Origin of the sequence: Rhizobium sp. H4 (assembly GCF_003013335.1) — a bacterium.
Lineage (GTDB): Bacteria > Pseudomonadota > Alphaproteobacteria > Rhizobiales > Rhizobiaceae > Rhizobium > Rhizobium sophoriradicis.
The window spans coordinates 64933-85441 of sequence record NZ_PSOW01000018.1 but is presented as its reverse complement, the minus strand read 5'-3'; the positions used below and the strand labels follow the sequence as shown (position 1 = coordinate 85441).

Annotated in this window: 22 protein-coding genes; all 22 read left to right on the top strand. The window is 62.9% G+C overall.

What is annotated here, in order from left to right:
• Window positions 1–10: 10 nt before the first annotated feature.
• The 22 genes from C4N04_RS25075 (at window position 11) to C4N04_RS24960 (ending at window position 20500) form a co-directional block, all read left to right on the top strand.
• Window positions 11–481, top strand: a complete 471-nt coding sequence (locus tag C4N04_RS25075; RefSeq protein WP_106797294.1) for a terminase small subunit protein — start codon at window positions 11–13, stop codon at window positions 479–481.
• On the top strand, window positions 447–2018 hold the full coding sequence (locus C4N04_RS25070; protein ID WP_106797293.1) for a terminase: 1572 nt from the start codon (window positions 447–449) through the stop codon (window positions 2016–2018). Before C4N04_RS25075 ends, C4N04_RS25070 begins: the two co-directional genes overlap by 35 nt.
• On the top strand, window positions 2018–4114 hold the full coding sequence (locus C4N04_RS25065; RefSeq protein ID WP_106797292.1) for a hypothetical protein: 2097 nt from the start codon (window positions 2018–2020) through the stop codon (window positions 4112–4114). The genes C4N04_RS25070 and C4N04_RS25065 overlap by 1 nt, the downstream gene beginning before the upstream one ends.
• The gene (locus tag C4N04_RS25060; protein ID WP_106797291.1) at window positions 4111–4422 is read left to right on the top strand and encodes a hypothetical protein; all 312 of its coding nucleotides are present in this window, start codon (window positions 4111–4113) and stop codon (window positions 4420–4422) included. The genes C4N04_RS25065 and C4N04_RS25060 overlap by 4 nt, the downstream gene beginning before the upstream one ends.
• Before the next feature lie 93 nt (window positions 4423–4515).
• Window positions 4516–5541, top strand: coding sequence for a hypothetical protein (locus C4N04_RS25055; protein WP_106797290.1), 1026 nt, complete (start codon window positions 4516–4518; stop codon window positions 5539–5541).
• A gap of 32 nt (window positions 5542–5573) precedes the next feature.
• A complete protein-coding gene (locus C4N04_RS25050; protein ID WP_064817688.1) occupies window positions 5574–6548 on the top strand; it encodes a phage major capsid protein in 975 nt (324 codons plus the stop codon).
• Between the two features lie 21 nt (window positions 6549–6569).
• Window positions 6570–7355, top strand: coding sequence for a hypothetical protein (locus tag C4N04_RS25045; protein ID WP_106797289.1), 786 nt, complete (start codon window positions 6570–6572; stop codon window positions 7353–7355).
• A 264-nt stretch (window positions 7356–7619) separates the two neighbouring features.
• Window positions 7620–8183: a hypothetical protein gene (locus tag C4N04_RS25035; RefSeq protein WP_106797287.1), complete on the top strand. Its 564-nt coding sequence runs from the start codon at window positions 7620–7622 to the stop codon at window positions 8181–8183.
• A 234-nt stretch (window positions 8184–8417) separates the two neighbouring features.
• Complete coding sequence (locus C4N04_RS25025) at window positions 8418–9125, top strand: hypothetical protein (protein ID WP_106797285.1); 708 nt, start codon at window positions 8418–8420, stop codon at window positions 9123–9125.
• Window positions 9122–10945, top strand: a complete 1824-nt coding sequence (locus C4N04_RS25020) for a hypothetical protein (RefSeq protein ID WP_106797284.1) — start codon at window positions 9122–9124, stop codon at window positions 10943–10945. The genes C4N04_RS25025 and C4N04_RS25020 overlap by 4 nt, the downstream gene beginning before the upstream one ends.
• Complete coding sequence (locus tag C4N04_RS25015) at window positions 10942–11358, top strand: GNAT family protein (protein ID WP_106797283.1); 417 nt, start codon at window positions 10942–10944, stop codon at window positions 11356–11358. The genes C4N04_RS25020 and C4N04_RS25015 overlap by 4 nt, the downstream gene beginning before the upstream one ends.
• Window positions 11324–12328, top strand: a complete 1005-nt coding sequence (locus tag C4N04_RS25010; protein WP_106797282.1) for a tail fiber domain-containing protein — start codon at window positions 11324–11326, stop codon at window positions 12326–12328. Before C4N04_RS25015 ends, C4N04_RS25010 begins: the two co-directional genes overlap by 35 nt.
• The gene (locus C4N04_RS25005; protein ID WP_106797281.1) at window positions 12325–12633 is read left to right on the top strand and encodes a hypothetical protein; all 309 of its coding nucleotides are present in this window, start codon (window positions 12325–12327) and stop codon (window positions 12631–12633) included. Before C4N04_RS25010 ends, C4N04_RS25005 begins: the two co-directional genes overlap by 4 nt.
• 321 nt (window positions 12634–12954) lie before the next feature.
• Entirely contained in the window at window positions 12955–13584 is a 630-nt protein-coding gene (locus tag C4N04_RS25000; protein WP_106797280.1) for a hypothetical protein, read from the top strand.
• A gap of 117 nt (window positions 13585–13701) precedes the next feature.
• Window positions 13702–15060 carry a hypothetical protein gene (locus C4N04_RS24995; RefSeq protein ID WP_106797279.1) on the top strand — a complete coding sequence of 453 codons (1359 nt, stop codon included), beginning with the start codon at window positions 13702–13704 and terminating at the stop codon, window positions 15058–15060.
• A gap of 50 nt (window positions 15061–15110) precedes the next feature.
• The gene (locus C4N04_RS24990; protein ID WP_106797278.1) at window positions 15111–15671 is read left to right on the top strand and encodes an acyltransferase; all 561 of its coding nucleotides are present in this window, start codon (window positions 15111–15113) and stop codon (window positions 15669–15671) included.
• A gap of 449 nt (window positions 15672–16120) precedes the next feature.
• A complete protein-coding gene (locus tag C4N04_RS24985; RefSeq protein WP_106797277.1) occupies window positions 16121–17260 on the top strand; it encodes an acyltransferase in 1140 nt (379 codons plus the stop codon).
• 96 nt (window positions 17261–17356) lie between these two features.
• Window positions 17357–17611 carry a hypothetical protein gene (locus C4N04_RS24980; protein WP_106797276.1) on the top strand — a complete coding sequence of 85 codons (255 nt, stop codon included), beginning with the start codon at window positions 17357–17359 and terminating at the stop codon, window positions 17609–17611.
• A complete protein-coding gene (locus C4N04_RS24975; RefSeq protein WP_106797275.1) occupies window positions 17586–18050 on the top strand; it encodes a lysozyme in 465 nt (154 codons plus the stop codon). Before C4N04_RS24980 ends, C4N04_RS24975 begins: the two co-directional genes overlap by 26 nt.
• Entirely contained in the window at window positions 18050–18412 is a 363-nt protein-coding gene (locus C4N04_RS24970) for a hypothetical protein (protein ID WP_106797274.1), read from the top strand. The genes C4N04_RS24975 and C4N04_RS24970 overlap by 1 nt, the downstream gene beginning before the upstream one ends.
• 4 nt (window positions 18413–18416) lie before the next feature.
• On the top strand, window positions 18417–18644 hold the full coding sequence (locus C4N04_RS24965; protein ID WP_106797334.1) for a hypothetical protein: 228 nt from the start codon (window positions 18417–18419) through the stop codon (window positions 18642–18644).
• Window positions 18641–20500, top strand: coding sequence for a hypothetical protein (locus tag C4N04_RS24960; RefSeq protein WP_106797273.1), 1860 nt, complete (start codon window positions 18641–18643; stop codon window positions 20498–20500). The genes C4N04_RS24965 and C4N04_RS24960 overlap by 4 nt, the downstream gene beginning before the upstream one ends.
• The last annotated feature ends 9 nt before the right edge of the window (window positions 20501–20509 follow it).

The window sequence follows — 20509 nt, the reverse complement described above, 5'->3', positions numbered from 1 at the left end:
ACGCGGACCCATGGGCAGACCGAGCAAGTTCAGCCAGGCGCTGGCCGAGAAGATCTGCGATCGCATTGCCGACCGGGAAAGCCTGCGATCGATCTGTCGCGACGAGGCGATGCCGGCGAAATCCACCGTGCTCTCCTGGCTGGCGGACGAGGACAAGGCGGCGTTTCGGGCGCGCTACGCGCTGGCGCGCGAGATCCTCGCCGACGGCTTTGTCGATGAGCTGGTCGAGATTGCCGACGACAGCAGCAATGACTGGATCGAAAAGAAGAATGCCGCCGGCGAAACCACCGGCTGGCAGGAAAATGGCGAGGCGATCCGCCGCTCGCAGCTGCGCATCGCCACCCGTCAATGGGTCGCCGAGAAGCTGCGGCCGAAGAAATACGGCGCCAAGATCGAGCCCGAACAGGGCGTGACCGGCGAAGTCTCGCAACTGCTGGAAGATATCAATGGCAAGACGCGCGGACTTCCAAACGGCGGTTGACCGGTTCTCCGACTGGCGCTGGCGGCTGAACAATCTCTACTGGATCACCGACAAGGCGGGCAAACGCGTCCGGTTCGAAATGAACCTGATGCAGATGACCTTCTTCGAGGAGATGCATTATCTCAACGTGCTCTTGAAGGCCCGGCAGCTGGGGCTGACTACTTTCATCCAGATCTTCATGCTCGATGCCTGCGTCTTCAATCGGGACATCAGGGCGGGCACCATCGCCCATACGCTCGGCGACGTGCAGACGATCTTCCGGGACAAGATCAAATACCCCTATGACAATCTGCCCGAAGGCATCCGCAACGCCGTGCCTGTCGTCAGGACCAACCAGACCGAACTGCTGCTCGCCAACAATTCGAGCATCCGCGTCGGCACTTCGCTACGTTCAGGGACACTGCAGTATCTTCACATTTCGGAATATGGAAAGCTCTGCGCCAAATATCCCGACAAGGCGCGGGAGGTCCGCACCGGCGCTTTGAATACGGTGCAGGCCGGCCAGCTGGTCTTCGTCGAAAGCACGGCGGAAGGCCAGGAAGGGCATTTCTATTCGCTTTGCGAGGATGCGCAGGTCAAGCATCGCCAGGCGCTGGAGCTGACCGAGCTCGACTTCAAGTTCCATTTCTTCCCCTGGTGGAAGGAGCCGCACTATGCGATCGCGCCCGGGGGCGTCATCATCAGCGACGCCTTCGCCAAATATTTCCGCGAGCTTGCCGAGCAGGGCATCCATCTGACAGAGGGCCAGAAGGCCTGGTACGTCAAGAAGGCCGAGATCCAGCTCGGCGACATGAAGCGCGAATATCCCTCGACGCCGGCCGAAGCTTTCGAAGCGAGCGTCGAAGGCGCCTATTATGCCGATCAGATGGCGATCGCCGACGCCGAAGAGCGCATCGGTTTTTTCCCGCATGTCGACGGCTATCCCGTCCACACCATCTCCGACATCGGCATGGACGATGCCAACAGCGTCTGGCTGTTCCAGGTGCTGCCCGGCCGGGTTCGCATGATCGGTTATTTCGAGCATACCGGCACCGGCATGGACGGCATGCTCGACGAGCTCGAGCGGCGCGCGGCCGACAATGGCTATGTCTATGGCGTCCACAACATGCCGCACGACATCAAGGTGCGGGAATGGACGCGCGGCGGCATGACCCGCATCGAAATCATGCTGAAAGAGGTGAGGGCGCGCGGCCTCGGCACGGTGCGAAAGGTCGAGCGCGCCTATGTCCATGACCGCATCAACGGCACACGGCGCATCCTCGCAAAGGTCGAGTTCGATCAGGCCGGCTGCGCCGACGGCATCAAATGCCTGCGCAACTACCGCAAGGACTGGGACGAGGATCTCGGCGTCTTCCGCGACGAGCCGCTGCACAACTGGGCCTCGCATGGGGCGGATGCTTTCGGCGGTCTCGCCATCATCTTCACCGGCCTGGCGCCCGAACCGCTGAGGCCTGAGCCCAAGCGGCTGCCGACCTTCCAGACGATGACCTTCAACGAATTTGCCGATGCCACCCCCAGATCCAGCGAGCGTGTTTGATGGAAGACGAGATAACGGCTTTTGAGGGCGACGAGCGCTGGGATCCGGCAAAGGTTGGCGCCCATTGGCAGCAGGAGCTCGAACGCGCGCAGCGCTATTTCAAGTCCTGGCACGACCGCTGCGTCAAGATCGAGAAGATCTATCTCGACCAGCAGTCAGACCAGACGAGCGCGGCAAAGCGCCGGTTTCCGATGCTCTGGGCAAACACCGCGGTGCTGCAGCCGGCCGTCTATGCCCGCGTGCCGCAGCCGGTCGTCGAGCGCCGCTTCAAGGATGCCGAGCCGGTGGCCCGCATCGCCTCCGAGATCGTCGAGCGCAATCTCGCCTATACGGGCGACGAGGCCGACCTCGATTCGATCATGCGGGCGGTGCGCGACGATTTCCTGCTCTGCGCCCGCGGCACGGTGTGGCTGCGCTACGAGGCCGATTTCGAGCCGCTCGACATGGGTGTGGCGCCCTCCGACCCGCCGGCGGACGGCCTGCTCGGCGAGATGGGCGGCCCGTCCATGGAGGCGATCGCCGACGAGCGCGTCTGCATCGATTATGTCCACTGGTCGGATTTCCTGCACTCGCCGGCGCGCCGCTGGAAGGACGTCACCTGGGTGGCGCGGCGCGTGCCGATGACCGAGGAGGAGATGGAAAAGCGCTTCGGCCGTGAGGCGATGGCTTCCGGGGCGGCGCAGGCGGCAGCAGGCGGCAAGGGCACGAGCCAGGCCGAGCGCGCCGAGAACGAAGGCAAGACCCATGTCTGGGAAATCTGGTGCAAGAGCGAGAACTATACTGTCTGGATCGCCGACGGTTCGCCTGTCGCATTGGAAGTGTCCGAGCCGCCGCTCGATCTGACGCATTTCTGGCCTTGCCCGCGCCCGGCCTATGGCACGGTGTCGACCAGCTCGCTGATCCCGGTTCCCGATTATGTCTATTACCAGCAGCAATGCGACGAGATCGATCTCCTGACCAAGCGCATCAACAAGCTGACCGATCAGCTGCGCCTCAAGGTGTTCTATCCCTCCGGCGACGGCGCGATCTCGCCGGCGATCGAGAAGGCGATGCGGCCTGAAAACGACATGGTGATGGTGCCGATCCCGGAATGGGCGGCTTTCACCGACAAGGGCGGCTCGAAGGCGGTCGTGACATTGCCGATCGACGAGGTGCAGAAGGTGATCGTCGCCTGCATGGCGGCGCGCAAGCAGCTGATCGAGGACGTCTACCAGATCACCGGCATCTCCGACATCGTGCGCGGTGACACCCAGGCGTCCGAGACGGCGACGGCGCAGCGGATCAAGAGCCAGTGGGGCTCGATCCGCATCCGCGACCGCCAGGCCGAGCTGGCGCGCTTTGCCCGCGACATCATCCGCCTTGCCGGCGAAATCATCTGCGATCAATTCCAGCCGGAAACGCTGATGCTGGTGAGCGGCATCAAGCTGCCGACGATGGCTCAGAAGCAGCAGGTCGAGATGCAAATGCAGCAGATGCAGATGGCGGCACAGCAGACGGCGATGCGGGCCGAGCAGATGGGCCAGCCCGCACCGCCGACCCCGGAACTGCCGCCGCAGCTGCAGCAGATGATGGGGCAGCCGACGATCGACGAGGTGGTGCAGCTCCTGCGCAATGACAGCATTCGCGGCTTCCAGATCGAGATCGAAACGGATTCGACGATCGAGCCCGACGAGGACGCCGAAAAGCAGCGCCGCATGGAATTCGTCCAGATGGTCGGCGGCTTCATGCAGCAGGCCGGCGCCATGGCGCAGCAGTCGCCGATGCTGGTGCCGGTCATGGTCGAGACGCTGCTCTTTGCCGCCCGCGGCTTTAGGGCCGGCCGCCAGCTCGAAAGCATGCTGGAGCAGGTCGGCGGCCAGCTCTCCCAGGCTGCCAGTGCGCCGAAGCCCGAGCCGCAGCCTTCGCCCGGCGAGATGCTCAAGCTGAAGACGGCCGAGGTGAAGGCCGGCGCCGAACAGCGCAAGGCGGAACTCGGCGTGGCGCAGGCCGAGATCGAGCATCGCGCCGCGGTCGAACAGGCGCGCGGCGAGATGGCGGCGCAGGCGATCGACCAGATGCGCGCCGCGCAGTCCCTCTACCCGGGAGCAACAGCATGAGAGAACGCTATTGCCGCGTCTGCGGCGGCTGGCACCAGCTCGACACATGGCCGCACAACTGCCTGCCGGCGCAAAACCTGGCGCGCTCCGACCTGCCGGCGCCGCATTTCGTCAGCGACAGCATCGACATCCGGTCGATGCATGACGGCCGACGCTACACATCGAAAGCCAAGCTGCGCGCCGAGTACCGCTCCGCCGGCGTCGAAGAAATCGGCAATGAGAAGCCGCAGCCGATCGAAAAACCCAAGGCGGACCGAAAGGCGATCCGCAACGAGTTGCGGCGGGTCTACGCCGAATACAACGCCTGACGCGTGTCGCCCGGAAGTGTGCAGCGGTTCCGGGACAACGACATGCACAAAGGCTTAAACGGGCATCAATCCCCGAAATAGGAACTTTCCCACATGGATATGGAAGACCGGAACGAGGCCGGTAACGGCAGCGACGATTTTGATGTGTCCGGCGATAAGCCGGTCAGCATCCGCGACAGCCTGAAGGCGGCGATCAACACCGTCGAAGGCACGGGACCGGACGATATGCCGGCCCGGCCGCGCGACGGCGAAAACGGCCGCTTCCTGGCCAAGGGGCAGGAGCAGGCCGCCGCGCAGCAGACGCCGCAGGTACCGAGCCGGGAGCAGGGCGGCGACCAGCCGGCCGCCATCGGCAACCGGGTTCCGCCCGGCTGGTCGACGGAGGCCAAGGCGCATTTCACGAGCCTGCCGAGCGAAGTGCAGGCGGCGATCGCCAAGCGGGAGCAGGAGGTCGATCGCGGCTTCCGCGTGCTGCAGGATTACAAGGGGCTGGAGGAATTCACCCCGATCGTCCGCCGGGCCGGCATGACCCATGCCGATGTCATGCGCCGGGCGATCGACTGGGAAAACGCGCTGATCCGCGATCCCGTCAATACCGTCCTCCACGTCGCCAAGGTGGCCGGGGTCAATCTTCACGCCCTGGTCAATGGCGAGAGCGGGGAGGCCCTGCAGCGCCAGCAGGCAGGGCATGAGTTCCAGCGCCAGGCCGGGCCCGTCAATGTCGAGGCCACGGTCGAACATGTTTTACGCAAGAGAGACACCGAAACTCAAGTCGATGCCTTTCTTTCCGATCCGGCCAATGCGCATGCCGAAGACGTTCTCGACGACATGGTCGCCCTTATCAATGCAGGGCGGGCATCGACACTGCAGGACGCCTACGACGCCGCATGCTGGATGCGACCGGACATTCGCCAGCAGTTGATCAGCCAGACTGCGCCGGCCTTCGTCCGAGAACAGCATGCCCAGAGAGCCGCAGCGGCAGATCAAGCCCGCCGCGCCTCGCGATCCATCTCTGGCTCTTCCGCCCCGGGCCCGACCCGCGATGCGGCAAGGGGCCAGCCCACCTCCATCCGCGACTCGCTGCGCGACGCCATGCGTTTTTCGCGCGGCCAGGTCTGATCAAAGGCCAAGTCTGATCAAAGGAACGATCGATGCCCATTTCGCCCAACCTCTCTGAAATCGTCACCACGACGCTGCGCAACCGCAGCGGCACGGTTGCCGACGACGTGACGAAGAACAACGGTCTTCTCACTCGTCTCAACAGCCGCGGCCGCAAGAAGCCCGTCTCCGGCGGCCGCACCATCGTCCAGGAGTTGCAATACCAGGAAAACTCTACTTTTAAGAGATATTCCGGTTATGACATCCTGAACGTGCAGCCCTCCGACGTCATCACCGCCGCCGAATACGACCTGAAGCAGGCCGCGGTCGCCGTCTCCATGTCGGGCCTCGAACAGCTGCAGAACTCCGGCGAGGATGCGATCCTCGACCTGCTCGAGCAGCGCATCGAGAATGCCGAAACGACGCTGAAGAACAACATCGCGCTCGACTGCTATTCCGACGGCACGGCCGATGGCGGCCGGCAGATCGGCGGCCTGCAGCTGTTGATCTCGACCTCGCCGACCTCGGGCACCGTCGGCGGCATCTCGCGCGCCACCTGGGGTTTCTGGCGCAACCAGAAATTCTCGGCTTCGGCGGATGGCGGTGCGGCGGCCACCAATGCCAACATCCAGAGCTACATGAACCGGCTCTATATGTCCTGCGTGCGCGGCTCCGACGCCCCCGATCTCGTCGTCGCCGACAACAACTTCTTCCGTCTCTACTGGGAATCGCTGCAGGCAATCCAGCGCATCACTTCTGCCGACAAGGGCATGGCCGGCTTCCAGTCGCTGCAGTACATGGGCGCCGACGTGATCTTCGACGGCGGCTTCGGCGGCGGCGCGCCGCTCAATCAGATGTTCTTCCTCAACACCAAATACCTGTTCTACCGCCCGCATCGCGACCGCGACATGGCCCCGATCGGCGACGAGCGCATGAACACCAATCAGGATGCCTTCGTGCAGCTGATGGGCTTTGCCGGCAACCTCACCATGAACAACGCCTTCCTGCAGGGCGTGCTGTTCGCCTGATCGAACGAAAGGAACAAGCAAATGTCGATCGCAACCATCCAGTCCGATCGTCTTGGCGCGAACCCGTTCGTCGTCGAAGGCCCGATCGTCTCCGGCTCCGGTATTCCCGGGCCGAACTTCGCCCTCGGCGCTACCGCCGGCGGCGACCGTGAATCCGAATGGGTCTATTGCCAGCTCGTGCTGGCTGCGCAGACGACCCTTCAGCCCGGCCAGTGGTTCCAGTGGACCAAGGATTATGCCGCTTCGCTGCTGACCACGGCTGCCGCCGTCGTCGGCCAGCGCTGCGGCGTCTTTTCCGGCGCCGCCCAGCCGCCGACGCTGACCGGCGGTCCGGTGGGCGGCATCACCCTTGCCGCCGGCACCTATTACCTCTGGCTGCAGCGCAACGGCCAGGCGCCGTCGCAGGTGGCGAGCGCAACGGCGGCCCTCGTCGTTGCGGAAACCACCACCACCGCGGGCCAGGCAAGTGCGCCTGCCTCGGCGACCGTCGGCACCAAGGCGATCGCCAACGTCAACTTCGCCGCCGCCAACCAGACGTTTACGGCAACCACCGTCAACGGCTCCAGCCTGCTGACCGGTCTCGCCGGCCTGAATGCCGGTTCCGGCCCGTTCATCGGCGCGGCCGTCGCCGGCACCGGCATTGCGGGCGGCACGACGATTGCGGGCATCAGCTACAGCCCGAACGGCGTCGTTCAGAGCATCACGCTCTCGGCCAATGCGACGGCCAACGGCACCGGCGTCACCGTCACGGCGACGGGCGTGCTGGAGGCGACGCTGATGCGGCCGTTTCTGTCGAAGGTGAACTAAAGCAATCGACGGGCGTTTCGGCGCCCGTTCGCCGACTTCTCATGCCTGGCGTGCCCCTCATCCGCCTGCCGGCACCTTCTCCCCGTAAACGGGGCGAAGGGGGCAGGCTGCGAGCTCTCCGTTCCCACAGACCTTTCGCAGGGCACGTCCCCTCTCCCCGCAAGCGGGGAGAGGGCTAGGGTGAGGGGCAGCCACCGGCACGACATCACAAGCGGCGCTTCGCCGCCCATCCCATCTCCCCGCCATCAACAGCGAGACCAGCACATGCCCGACAACACCGGAATCTATGCCTCCTTCAGCCTCGAACCGGTCGAACAGACCTTTCTGACCGAGAAAGAAGGCCGGCCGATTTTTGCCGACAAGGAATTCGTCCGTATCTTCATCGCCGGCGACAAGCACACCGAAGTCTATCGCGAGGTCACCGACAACGACAAAATCCGCTTCGCCGACGCCTATAAGCGCTTCAAGGACGGGGCGGCGGCCCGCGAGCAGCTGACCGGCACGCCGCTGGCACAATGGCCCTATCTGAAGCCGAGCCAGATCAAGGAGCTGGAGGCGGTCAATATCTACACCGTCGAGCAGCTGGCAGCGCTTTCCGACACCGCCAAGCAGAAGATCGGCATGGGCGCCAACGAGCTGACCGCCGCCGCCCGCGCCTATCTCGCCACTGCCGAAAACTCCAGCGCCGCTTCCGCCTTCGCCGCCGAAAACGAGCGGCTGAAGGACGAGGTGGGCCGCCTGCAGGCGCAGATGAAGGAGATGGCCGCCCGCTTCGAGGCGCTCGAAAGCGAAAGCGGCAGCAAGTCCCGCGGTCGCGCTGCTGCCTGATGAAGCGCTGACGCAAGCCGCCCCCTCATCCGCCCTACGGGCACCGACCGGGGTTGAGCCACTGGTCTCAACCCGTCCTTCGGACCCTCGCTGGGGAGAAGAGGGAATCGAGACCTTGCGGCATAACCCCTTCGCCCCAGCGGGGAGAAGGTGCCGGCAGGCGGATGAGGGGGCCACACGGCACACCTTCCAAGCCACGCCCACGTCCACCGCGCTGAACCGGAGATCCCCCGCATGTCGCTCCTGACCATTATTCAGAACGTCTGCGCGGAGATCGACCTCGATCCGCCGACGGCCGTCATGTCTTCGGCGGATCCGCAGATCATGCAGCTGCGCATCCTCTCCACCCGCGCCGGCCGCGACCTGATGCGGGCCCATGACTGGTCGGCGCTGATGGTGCGGCGGCAATTCCAGGCGACCGGCGCCAACCCGGAGCCGGACGAGCCGCCCGGCGACTGGGACCGCTTCGCCGCCAATGCCAGGATCTGGAACGTCTCCCGCCTCTGGGCGCTGAACGGCCCGGTGGAGCCGCAGACCTGGCAGCGCCAGACCATCCTCAATGCCAATCCGGTGCCGCAAATCTGGCGCATGGCCGGCGGCAAGCTCGACATCTTCCCGAACGTTGCCGGCGAGACGATGGAATATGCCTATATCTCCGGCTTCTGGGTGGCGGTGAACGGCGGCGCCACCGGGGCCGGCAACTGGGAAAACGACACGGATACGGCGCGTTTTCCCGAAGAGCTTCTCGAACTGTCGCTGATCTGGCGCTGGAAGCGCGCCAAGGGCCTCGACTATGGCGAGGAACTCGCCAGCTTCGAACGAACCAAGGAAGCCGCCATCGGCGCCGACCGCGCCGCAAGCCCCGTCGATCTCTCGCTGCGGGCGCGGGGTGAGGGGCTCGAGAATTATTGGGCCGGCACAATCACGGTTGAAACCCCATGACCCGCACACCTGTTCCCCCGAACGGCCGCACCCGCCGCGTTTCGCCAGGCAAGGACTGGATAGCGCCGATCGGCGGCTGGCGAACCGATGTCGAGATGGCCGATATGCCCGAGGATGCCGCCTTCCAGCTCGACAATTTCTTTCCCGAGGCAAACCGGGTGCGCGCCCGCTACGGTTTTCTTGCCTTTTCCACCGGTCTCGGCGCCGACGTGCAGACGGTCATTCCCTATTCCGGCGTGACCAACCGGCTGTTTGCTGCCGCCGGCGACAAGATCTTCGACGTTACGGCGGGCGGTGCCGCCGGCGCGCCTGTCGTCTCGAGCCTGGCCAGCGCCCATTGGTCGGTGCAGCAATATACCAATCCGGCCGGGCAGGAATTCCTGCGCCTCGTCAACGGCCTCGACACGCCGCTGCTCTTCAACGGCACCTCCTGGACGAATAATTTCCTGGTGGGCACGGCAGCGCTCGCCACCCAGAATGTCGCCGTGCGGAACACGGCCTATACGCTGAGCTTCTTCGGCACCGGCTCGGTCACGATTTCGGGCGCCTTCTCAGGCACACTGAACGGGACGGGCGCCGGCAACCGGGTGTCGCTCTCTTTCACGCCGGCGGCCGGCACGCTTGTCGTCACCGTGACGGGAACGGTCACCAATGCGCAGCTGGAAAAGGGCACGGTCGCCACGCCCTATGTGGCCTCGACGATGATCACAGGCATATCGGATGCCTCGCTGCTTGCCGCCGTCACCGCCTATCGCTCGCGCCTGTGGTTCATCGAGCGGGATTCGACCAATGTCTGGTACCTCGCGACCGACGCCGTCAGCGGCGCGGCCACCGTTCTGCCGGTCGGCGGCAACATGAAATATGGCGGCACGCTGGTGGCGATCAATGTCTGGACGATCCCGGTTGCGACGGGCCTGCAGCAATGCCTGGTGCTGGTCTCCTCGGAGGGCGAGGTGATCGTCTTCCAGGGATCCGACCCTTCGAGTGCTTCGAACTGGGGTCTGATCGGCACCTTCAAGCTCGGCCGGCCGCTCGGCAGCGACCGCTGCCTGCTGTCGGTCGGCGCCGATCTGGCGATCATGACGACCGACGGCATCGTGCCGATCACCAAGGCGGTGCAGCTCGATCGCGGCGCCACCAGCCTCGGCGCGATTACTGCCAGAATCGGCCCGACATGGCGCGAGACGGTGGCGGCGGCCGGCACGAGCTCTGAGGAGTGGCAGCTCTCGAGCTTTCCGGCGCGGCAGATGGCGATCGTCAACCTGCCGTCCTCCTTCGGCCCCTATCAATATGTCATGAACACCGAGACCGGCGCCTGGTGCCGCTTCGTCGGCATGCCCGCCTCCTGCTGGGCGACCTGGCAGGACCGGCTGTTCTTCGGCGCGGCGGACGGCACGCTTTACGAGGCGGAGGTCGGGGCGAACGACAATGGCGCGGCGATCGACGCGCTGATGGTCGGAGCCTGGAGCCGCTTCGGCGACGGGCTCTCGACCAAGCTCTCGAAGCTGATCGGTGTGACGGCGCAGATCGGCGTCTCGACGCTGATGTATGGCGGCATTTCGGTCGACTACCAGACCAAGGTGCCGACCGCGCTGCTGTCGTCGGTTGAGAATAATGCGGCGGCGAAATGGGGAACGGCGGTCTGGGGTGTCGCGAAATTCCCCGGCATTTCGCTGGTGCGCAAATTCGCCTCCGCTGGCGGCGCCGGTTCAGCGCTGGCGCCGACGATCCGCGCGCTGATCTCCGGTTCGTCGGGCTCCGTCTCGGAAGCCGCGGTCGTCGGCGGCTCGGTGCTTTACGAGCGAGGCGCGCCAATTTGATCGTCTCAGAACCCAGCGCCGAGATCGCCGCCTGGGTCGGGGCCAGGATCGGGGTGGGGTTCCACCCGCCTTATACCACGCTCGCCCACATCGACCGCGGCCGGATCATCGCCGGCTTCGTCTTCAACGTCTGGACCGGCCACGATGTCGAGATCTCGCTCGCCGCCGACCGGTTGTCGCTGACACTGATGCGGGCGGTGTTCGACTATGTCACCCGCCAGCTCGGCTGCCGCCGCGCCACCTGCCGCACCCGCGCCGACAACAGCAACGCCCAGAAGCTGCTCGCCAGGTTGGGCGCTGAGCCGGAAGGCCGCCAGCGCGGCTATTTCGGCGATTGCGACGGTCTGCTTTACGGAATCATCAAAGAGGATTTTCCCTATGGTCTCCACGCCAAAGGCCCCGAAGGCGCCTGATCCGACCCAGACCGCGGCGGCACAGACGGCCACCAACGTCGACACCGCCATCGCCAATGCCGGCTTGAGCCACACCAACCAGTACACGCCGGATGGCGCGCTGGAATACAAGGTCACCGGCTACCAGACGATGAAGGATCAGAACGGCAAGAGCTACCAGCTGCCGACCTATTCCGCCTATCAGACCTATTCGCCCGAGAACCAGGCGATCTACGACCAGACGCAGCAGACGCAGCTCGGCCTTGCCAGGCTCGCCAACGACCAGACCGGCAAGATTTCCGGCATCCTCGGCACCAATGTCGATCTCAGCGCCGGCAATGTCGACAAATATGTCAATAATCACTGGCAGTCCGGCTTCAACAACCAGTGGGACCGCGACCAGGCGAGCCTCGAGCAGAGCTTGGCCGACAAGGGCATCTCGATGGGCTCGGCGGCTTACGACAACGCCATGCGCGATTTTTCCACCCGCAAGCAGGCTGCCTCCGACCAGTATCTCGGCGACATGTATTCGAACGCGCAGAATTCGATCCTGACCGAGCGCAACCAGCCGCTGAACGAGATCTCGGCGCTGATGTCGGGCTCGCAGGTCCACCAGCCGAGCTACGTCAACACACCATCGACGCAGCTTCCCACCGTCGACCAGGCCGGGCTGATCAACGAGAACTTCAACCAGAAGATGGGCATCTACAACCAGCAGCTCGCCCAATCGAACGCCGCCATGGGCGGCCTCTTCGGCCTCGGCGGAACACTCCTTGGCGGCTGGGCGAAGTCCGACCGGCGGCTGAAGGAAGACATCAAACGCGTCGGCACGCTGGAAAACGGCCTGCCGGTCTACGCCTTCCGCTACAAGGCGGGCGGTCCGATGCAGCTCGGCCTGATGTCCGACGATGTGCGCGAGATCCATCCGGACGCCGTGTTCGAACATGCAGACGGCTTCGACCGCGTCGATTACGAAAGGGCCGTCGAATGATCCCAACCATTTTCGGCGGTGATACCGGCAAGACACAGGGCGACATCGACGACCAACGCAAGCGGCTGGCCTCCGCCATGCTGCAGCAGGGCATGGATACGAGCCCGGTGCAATCGTCGTGGCAGGGCGCGGCGCGGCTGGCGCAGGCGCTGATGGGCGGCCTGGCTATCCGGCAGCAGGATGAGGAGCGGCAGGCGGTTACGGCCAAGGGTTCTGCGGCGTCGACGGGCGTGCCTCCCGCCTCGCCGGCAAAGCCTCCCAGTTTCCTGCCGTCGCTGTTCAGCGGCCAGCGCAATATTCCATGACAATGCTGGAGTCTTTTGCTGTCAAAGATCGCTAGCGCGCGCGGTTTAGGCTCCTCCTACCGTCGTCGGCCTTTTCTGCCGAACGGACGGTGGCCTTTCCTTCAAACCAAATTCCGATGAACAGCTGCAAGTTCGGCCTTCTGAGGCCAATTGCCAACGCGAACATCCCACGGTGGCGCACGCTGTGGCGATTCAAGCCTTGCAGGCCTGGGAAGCCGGCGTGCGGCTCGGGTTCGCTCCGGCCGTCCTAAACTGAGGCAGACTTTCAAACTGCTGTTCGGAAGCTTTGGCGAGCCCAATCACCATCCACAGGAGATCACAATGTCAGATACGAATAGAGCACCGGTTGTACCGCCGAGAAGAGTTGCCGAGCTTAGAAAAGACCCCTACGCGGGGTTTACCGGCGATCTCTCGGTCGACAACGCAATGCGTGCCATCGGCCGCGGTACTATTATTGCCGGTCCCTATCTCGATGAGGTGGACGCTGGGACACATGCAGTGTTGGCACCGTATATGGACCCGCTGATGCCTGAGAGTTGGATTCCGGACCTGCCGGGTCGAACGCTAGGAGAGCGGTATGACAACGCACTGGATAGGCAGCGCGGGGCGGATAGAGCCTTCGATGACAAGCACCCCTATATTTCCCAAGCGCTGCAGCTCCTCGGGAAGGCAGGCTCAGCCGCTGCCGTTCCGCAGCTTATAATAGGCGACATTGCGGCCGCTGGAATTGAAGGTTTCGGGTCGGGGGAAGGTGGTTTTAGCAACCGAGCCGAGCGCGCCTTTCATGACGCAGCTGAAGAGGCTTTGAAAGTATTCGGTATAGATGCCTTAAAAGGGCGCGGTATGTCGGCGCAGGCCGGTCCCGAAACGGGTCGAAAAGCCGACGCGAAGGCTGCTCTTACGCGCGCGCTTCTTAGAGCAAGCGGTCGAAACGGCGGTGGTGGCTGGTAATCTACCCCCATCCCCAGCGCCAACGCTTTCGGTATGGCCCAGGTGATGAGTTTGGCAGGCTGACTATCGATTCAAGGCCTCGCAATCCGCGGGGCCTCTTTCTTTTGGAGAGGATGAATGCCCAGAAACCCATCAACCGGCGTCTATTCCAAACCCGCCGGAACGACCCCTTCCGTCGGCCAGGTCATCGACCCGGCGCCATGGAACGCACTGACGACCGATCTCGGCAACGAAATCACCAACTCGCTGCCGCGCGACGGCTCGGCGCCGATGGCCGCGCCGCTCAAGGCGGCAGGCGGCACGGTTTCGGCGCCGGGTGTCGGCTTCGCCTCGAACCCGCAGACCGGGATCTATCTCAAGGGCGGCGGAGTGCTGGGTTTCACCCAGAACGGCGTCGACATCGTTTTCGATAAAGCGTCGGTCTATGCGACGAAATCAGGCGATTACACAGCGCTTGCATCCGACGACAACGCCGTCCACCGCTTCACCGCGGCCGCCACGCTCAGCCTGACCGCAGCGGCCACACTCGGCGCAAACTGGCACTATTGCGTCATCGCCGATGGCGGCGATGTGACGATTGACCCGAGCGGGTTGGAGACGATCGACGGCGCGGCCACACTTGTCCTCAAGGACGGCTACAGCGTCGAAATCATCTGTTCGGGCGTCGCTTTCTTAACCAACAAGCTCTACGCCAGGATCCAGAGCAAAGCAGACAGTTCGGCCGTCGGCGATTTCGTCGTTGGGCTGATCCTTTCCAATAACGCCAGCAGCCCAACCACCCATGTCGATTTTTCCGCGGGTTCCGCCAGGTCGGGGGCAAGCTTCGTTGCCAGCGCCGCCTCATTCACCAAACGGGTGACGGGGACATTTGCGGCGGGAACGGGCGCCGGCGGCCTCGATTCCGGCGCCGTCGCAGCAAATGCGACTTACTTTGCCTATGCTCTGCGCAAGGACGCCGACCTGTCTTTCGACGTTGTTCTCTCGACCTCGGCGACGATCGGCGGCGTCAGCACGACGCTGCTCACCGGCTATACTATCGTCAAATGCGTCGGCGTGGTGCTGACGGATGCAAGTTCGCTTATCCGCCAGTTCGTGATGTATCCGCGTGACGAATATACCTTTGTTACGCCGGTCAAGGATGCTATCGGTGCCGGCATCTCTACGACCTCGACGCTTCTGGCGCTGACAGTGCCAAATGGGGTGAAAGTCAAAGCGAAGCTGCGTTTCGAGTTCACATCGTCGGCAACGACTAACGCAGCTCTGCTGTCGGACCCTGCACAAGGTGCGCTTGTTGCCGGCGCCGGCAGCGATGGCGCCAATGTCGGCACTATCCAGGTAGCAAACGGTTTCGCAGTGGGATCGCAGGAGATATGGACAAATACAAGTCGGCAAATTCGCATGGCATTGGGCGGCTCTATCGGCAGCATCTGGATCTGGAATGATGGCTTCCATTTCCCATGCGGAAGGAGCTCTTGAATAAGCTCCACACCTGTGTTTGACATGCTGCCATCACGCCGGGAGTAGAAATGGCACAGGTCGACAAGGCATCATATCGCAATCGAGGCGGCGTAATCCAGCGACTCGTCACTGCTTATAAGCGCTTCCGCTACTTCACCGCGGCCGGCGAAAATCTCGTGGTGAAGCGCAGCGCAGAGTTCCGCCTGGTCGGTCATGCCGTCCTTGAGGTTGGGGATAACGTCACCATCCAAGATCAGTCATTCTTTCAACTTACAATGCCAGAGCCCAGAGTCTTCATCGGCAACAACACCGTAATAGGTCGGCGCAACATCATCACGGCGAAGAACCGGATATCAATCGGCAATGATGTCCTGATCGGCTCTGATGTCCAGATCATCGATCACAGCCACGGCATGAGGCGCGATATGCCAATCAGGCTTCAGAAGGCTGCGATCGGTACAGTTGAGATCGGTAACGATGTCTGGATAGGCGCCGGAGCGAAGATCCTGATGAACGTCAAAATCGGCAATGGCGCCGTGATCGGAGCGAACGCCGTTGTGATAAGCGACATCCCGGAATATGCAATCGCTGTCGGTTCACCGGCAAGGGTTGTCAAATATCGCGAATAGCGGTCAGACTTGGCTCGTGTTCAAATTTGATAGACGTGCCGCGGTAAGGAGTCGGCCCCACCAGCGTCTCACGCCACGGCCGTGGCGGTTGTCGGGTCGTTTGAAGGATTGCGTCAGAATGCCTAACGCCGATTCGGCCACGGAACGGAGCATAGGCCCTGTCGAGACCCGATCCCAAAACCGGGCTGACACCGATCGCGCTGAAAAGCACGGGTCAAATTACCTCCGACCAAATCACCAACGGAGGCGGTGGAATCGGAAGTCGCGTAAAAACCTAATCCTCAGGTCGATTCCGCTAGTATCCTTTTATCGACGCGGCAGCCGGTACATAGGCGGCCAGAGGGGCAGCAGGCGCCGTCAAATCGCAATCTGACGCGAGTAAACGTTTAGGAGCGCTTTCAATCCCGGCAGGATTGCGCTATTCCGCCGAAAGGTGGAGGGATTGGGCATTGGATGCTCTTGCACATCAAGAGGCAGACACGCAGGCGCGGGGTCGCATACGCGGCTTAGACGGGCTCAGAGCAGTTTCACTGCTCCTGGTTTTGGTGGCCCACTGGGCGCCGCTTACATATCTTGTCTTGGAATGGGGACGAAGCGGTCTTTTGATATTCTTCGTGATCAGTGGCTTTCTGATCACGAGAATACTGATCGACTTAGCGGGAAGACGGCTTGAGGTTGGAGGGATACGGCTTCTTAAGGGATTCTATGGCCGTCGGTTCTTCCGCATCCAGCCCATCTACTATCTGGCGCTCATATTTGTCATCTGCACAGGACTGAATGACACTGTGCGGCAAGACGTGCTTTATCACGTCTTCTTCGTGCAGAATCTAGCAAATGCGCTGCTGCGAAACGACATCGGAACCTATGGACCCGCTGCCCCCTGGTGGTCGCTCGCGGTTGAAGAGCAGTTCTATGTTTTCTGGGCCCCGATCGTCATCTTTCTCCAACCGAAAGCTTGGAAGCTTTCCCTAGTGGGGGCATTTGCCGTTGCAATCGGCTGGCGCACATTCGCTTGGTATGCCGATCTTGGCCAGGCGAGTGTCCTCGTTACATTCGGAAACTTAGACTCGCTGGCTGCTGGTGCAGCAGTCGCCATCATCACATCGACGACCCGGATTACGCCGGCATTGTCGCGCTGTTTCGCCGCAATAATGATCATTGGCATCGCGTCAGTCTGTCTGCTGTCATTGGCAGAGATCAGCGAAGGTGCACTCGCGTATCGGAGTAGTTTCCACGGCAAAGTACTTGCTGACGTGCCGGTTTACATGATTGCCTCATCGCTCATATTTTTTTGGGCTGTTGGCAAGGCAACAACCGCAGCAAAGTTGATGGAAAATCCTGTTCTGGTATTCATAGGCAATCGTAGTTACGGTGCCTATGTCTATCACCAGGTCGTGAGCTATACGTTCTATTTCGTCGTGACGCCGCGCTTGCTTGAGCCCATTTTCGGCGTGAAGCTCGGGTTTCGTGGGCTCGTCGAGCTTTGCGTCTTTGGCGCTGTCACGCTGTTGCTCGCCGCTTTGTCGTATAAGTACATCGAGCGGCCGATATTCAGGCTTCGTGATCGGATCTATCCGACTAATCGATAGCGTTCGTTGAACGCGGCACCTTCTGAATAACCGAAATACGTCGCCCGCCTTATATAGTCGGGTGCTTTTCTACATTCACAATCCGGAGCCCACCCCATGCTCGTCCACAACTGGCGCGCCGTGCTGAGGCGCGCCTGGAGCGTCCGCCTTATGGCGTTGGCGCTCGTCTTCATCGTCCTCGAGCCCGTCACCAATTTCATCGCCGGCACCTGGGTGCCTCGCAACCTCTACATCCAGCTCGGCATGTCGGTCATGACCGGCCTCCTCACCGCGGCGGCGATCGTCGCGCGCATCGTCTTTCAACAGCAAATCTCAGGAGAACTGAATGGCAAACCGCCTTCAGAAGGGTAGTGCTGCGGCTGCCATGGCCGTGGCACTCGTCGGCAGCTTCGAGGGGCTGCGGCAGCATGCCTATCCGGATCCGGCGACCGGGGGGCCGCCTTGGACGATTTGTTATGGCAGCACCAGCGGGGTCAAGCCCGGGGATCATAAGACGGTGGAGCAGTGCAAGGCGCTGTTGGCGCTGGAGCTTCAGACCTATGCGCGCGGCATCGAAAGCTGCGTGCGCGTGCCGCTGCCGGATGCGCGTTTCGTGGCGCTGACCTCGTTTGCTTACAATGTCGGCGTCAAGGCTGCCTGCGGGTCGAGCGCGGTCCGGCTGATCAACCAGGGCAGGACGGCCGAGGGCTGCGAGGCGCTGTTGAAATGGAACCGCGCCGCCGGCATCACCTTTCCCGGCCTGACGCGGCGCCGGCAGAAGGAACGCGCCTTCTGCCTGGAGGGCAACTGATGTTCGGCCTTCTCGATACGCTGAAGATGGCCGCCGGCATCGCCGCCGGGCTCCTCCTCTATCACCTCTATGCCGTCGCGATCGGCTATCCCTCCGCAGAGCGTGAGGCGCGCGCCGGTTACGTCGTGCTGGCCGAGAAGGCGGCGGCCGAAGCCTGGGCCGCCGAGATGCAGCGCCAGCGCGATGCGGCGGCCCGCGCCGGTGAAGAGCATCGCAAGCGGCTGGAGGCGGCCAAGGCCGCCGAGCAGACCGCCAGAGACACGTTGGAAAACGAGATCCGATCCTATGAACTCGAGCTTTCGGAAAAGAACCGCGCTTGCGCTGTCACTGCTGCTGATCGTGACTGGCTGCTCCGCCACTGAGCGCCTGAACCAGGCGGCGGTTGCCAAGGGGAGGGCTGCGGCCGGTATTGTGCTGCCGCCGCTGCCCGATGATTTGAGAAGGCAGGAAGCGCATGCGCCCGTGCGCGAAGGCGAGCCGCTGATCGCCATCCTCGCCCGTGAGCGCCAGGCGCTCGACCGCGCCAATGCCCGTCAGGGGCGCACAGTGCAATTTTACGACGACCTCACCAGCCGATACGGAACACGCCGATGATGAACGCCATTTCGCTTGCCCTTGCCAATCCGCTGCTGAGCGGGACGGGCGGCAATGCGGGAGATCCCGACCGCTACATGTTCTTCGCCACCCGCAACCGCATGCCGTCGGGCGGCATCGTCACCGCCGCTGCCGGCACGAATTATGTCTGCAGCAAGATCGTCGTCGGCACGCCGCAATATAAGACGCGGACCTTCCGCTTTCACCTCTCCGGCTTCGCCTCGACGGAGGGTGGAAACTCGCCGCAGGAAACTGTCGTCACCGGCACGATCGGCGCGCCCGGCAATTCGGTCATCGCCGATGCCATGTTCATCCGCGTCGCCGGCATCTTCTACCAATGCAGCTTCGCCGGCTCGAACACGGTGACGGTCGCCGACCAGACGAACGGCGCCTGGACGGACGAATTGACCATTGCCGACGTCGCGCCGGAAAGCGAAATCGAAATCTGGCTGTTTTATCACACCGCGGTCGGCGAAAAGGTGTGGCCGGTCTATCGCATCCAGAAGCATCGCGGCGAACGCGTCTGGGGCGCCGGCGATCTCGACACGCTGCTTGCCTTCAAGGACACGCCGCTCGCCGACAGCACGGCTGCACTCGATGTGAACTATGGCCAGCAGGCGCAGCCGCAATATTGGGGGGCCGATTTCATGGTCGCCAAGGGCGATTGGGACGGAAGGCCGGTCGCCCTCGGTTTCGTCGACAGCATCGGCGAGGCGCGCCAGGAATATTCCTCTGCCGCCGACAGCCGCGGCAATCTCGGCTGGTTGCGCCGCTGGCTCGACAAGGACGGTGGCGCCGGACGAATTCCGCATTGCCTGATCGGCATGCCCGGCGCCGGATCGGTCCGCGAATACACCGGATCCGGATCGTCCATCGCAACCCGGCGAAGGGATATCGTCCGCGAGATCAAGGCGTTCAACGGCAACAAGCTGCCCTTCACCGTCATCGCCAACCAGATGGGGCAGAACGATACTTCGACGTCCTACAGCACCTGGTTCAACACGAACTATCGGTCGCTGGTCAACCGCATCCGCGCCGAATATGCCGGCGTCAAGATCGTCGCGTTCCCTCCGCTCGGCCGCACGACCGTCACCAAGTCCGCAACGCTGACGTCGGTGGGAACGACGGTCACGGCAACCCATTCCACTGCGACGGGCGGACTTGTGACAGGGCAGACAGTCACGATCTCTGGTGCAGCTCAGGCGGAATACAATGGCAACGTCGTGGTGACGGTATTGAGCCCGACGCAGTTTACCTATCAGTTCGCCGGCTCGGCCACCTCTCCGGCGACAGGATCAATCATTGTCAATGATTTGGGCATGCGGGCCGCCTGGCAGTCTTACGGCGCAAACAACATTTACCCTTCCGACGGAACCGACGCTTCCGGTAAATGGCGTCTGCGTGACGACATTCTCGCCGGGACTTCGGCCTGCTGCGATGACGCAATTGATACCTACGCAGCCTGGGCATCGACCGAGAAAGGCGGCGCCTGGCCCGGCATGCTGGAGCTTCCGAGTACGACAATCGCCGTGCAGGCCGGAACGGATGGCGTCACGACGTATAACCAGATCACCGTCGCGGATGCGAGCATTTTCAGGCCTGAGCAGCAGCTGCATATTTACGCCGGTCCCGAGGGCGTCGTTCGTCTCAGCACCCAGACCATCGCCGGCATTTCGGGCAATGTGGTCACCTATATGGGATCCAGCGCCGTCATCCTGCCGGTGGGCTCCATCGTTCGCCCAGCCCCATCTGTCGGCGAGCTCTCGCCGCTATCCCTTGTTCACCCGCAACCCATCATGATCGACCGCATCGCGAGCGGCATTCCCCAATCCGAAAAGCTGAAATTCAATTCATAACAGGGTGCC